Annotated in this window: 1 protein-coding gene; it reads right to left on the bottom strand. The window is 63.2% G+C overall.

Going from position 1 to position 1,812, the window contains the following annotated elements; all coding sequences use genetic code 11:
* The coding region (locus WAW39_RS28110) for a filamentous hemagglutinin N-terminal domain-containing protein (RefSeq protein WP_422322707.1) at positions 1-1,812 on the bottom strand (1,812 nt) is incomplete at both ends.

The following is a 1,812-nucleotide window of genomic DNA, read 5'->3' as shown; positions in this document are numbered from 1 at the left end:
GATTGAAGGTGGTGGAGACGGCCCAGGTGAGATCATTCACCATCGTGGCGCTGTCGAGGATGCCATCATATACCAGATTGGGAGTGGCATCCGAAATGTCGATGATGAGGCCACCGGTGATGACCTTCGTGGTCTGGACCGTGCCGCCGGTGAAGTTGATCCAGCCGGCCGAGGTGTTGATCTCCGCCCCGCTCTGCACCACCACCGAACCACCGGCGTGCAGATTGACCGTGCCGCCGGCAGTGGTGAGCTCACCCACGGTGCGCTGGATGAGGTTCACATACCCGGAAACATCCGCCAGCGGCGTGCCCACCCAGGCTTTGCCGTTGTAGATGCCGGTCTCGCGGATGTCCACCGTGATGGTCTGGCCGCGCAGCACGCCGTTGCGCTGCAAGGGTGAATTCGCAAGCTCTGCCGCGCGCAGCTGCAGCGTGATGAGATTTTGCGTCACGGGCACATTGACGTCAGACGAACCGGCCACGTTGATCACGGCTCCAGCATCCAGATAAATCTGGCCGCCATTGTGGATGAAGAAGCTCTGCGGCGGGGTACCGGGCACATAGTCCCACACACCTGCATCCACGCTGACGATGGCATTGGGTGCCAGCACGGTGGCATTGGCTCCGAAGTAGGCGGTGAGGCCCTGGATGTTGATCTGGGAACGCAGCGCCAGTTCCGTGCCGACCACGGTCTCCGTGCTGGCCCACTCCGGCAGGATCTGCATCACACTGCCCGCGCCGACGGTGACGTGGCCGGAGTTGTTAAACAAGAAAGGATTCGTCGCCTTCGTCTGTGCATTGGTGTTGGAGAGCGCGCCGTAATTGGCCAGCAGATCAATGCGTCCGTTCAGCGCGACCGAGGTGGTACTGGTGATCGCGCCGGTCTGGTTCACTTCCTTGCCGGTGACGGTCACATCGCCGCGGGGGGCATCGACCACGCCGCTGTTGGTCGCTGTTCCGGCATAGGCAGGAATGAGCGAGGCAGGATCCACCACCGCGCCGACATACACATCCAGTCCGCGCAGGCTGGCGTCCGTGCTGGCATGGGCGGTGAATCCCACCTGCAATCCGGCGGCGAGAATGGTCTGGCCGTCAGGCGTGGAAATGGAGCCGTTGTTTGTCACGTTCGGCCCCACCAGCATGACACGACCGCCCACGTTTGCATCGGTGGTGGGGGCTTCGATCTGCGCACCTGCCTGCACGGTCACATCGCCGATGCGACCGCCCGCAGGAGCAGCGGGGGGCGTGAACGCGGGAGTGCCATCACCACCCGCAGCCAATGCCAGCGCGGAGAAGAGAAACTGCGCGTCGGGATTGTTGAGCAGGCCACGGCTGATGAGGTTCGTGTTGATGGGCAGTGACGAGGCCACCAGCGTGTGGGTGTTCACCTGGCTGCTGCCGCCGAAGATGATGCCGTTTTGATTGATCACATACACCTGCCCTGCGGCCTCGATGGAACCGAGAATCTGCGTGGGATTGCCGGTGGGATCGTTGATGAAATTGAAGGCGATCCACTGGCCGACGTTGGCTCCGCCAGCGCTTTGATCAAACTTCAGCGTGGTGTCCTTGCCGATGTTGAAGGTCTGCCATTGCAGCAGGGCCTGCTGCGCCGTCTGCTGCACGGTGACGGTGGTGTGGCCTGAACTGGTCGTTTGTGTGGGCTGGTTGGCACCCGACCACAGGGCTGCATTGGCCGCCACTGCGGGGTCCACCACGAGGCCGCCGGTGGTGAGTCCGTTGGGCACGTCCGGCAGCGTGGGGGCGAGATGATTGGGACCGCTGACCGCCAGGGCACGCGCGGCCTCCTGCATGA

The sequence above is a fragment of the Prosthecobacter sp. genome (assembly GCF_049294395.1).
Taxonomy (GTDB): Bacteria; Verrucomicrobiota; Verrucomicrobiia; order Verrucomicrobiales; family Verrucomicrobiaceae; genus Prosthecobacter.
This window is presented reverse-complemented; position numbering and strand designations above follow the sequence as displayed.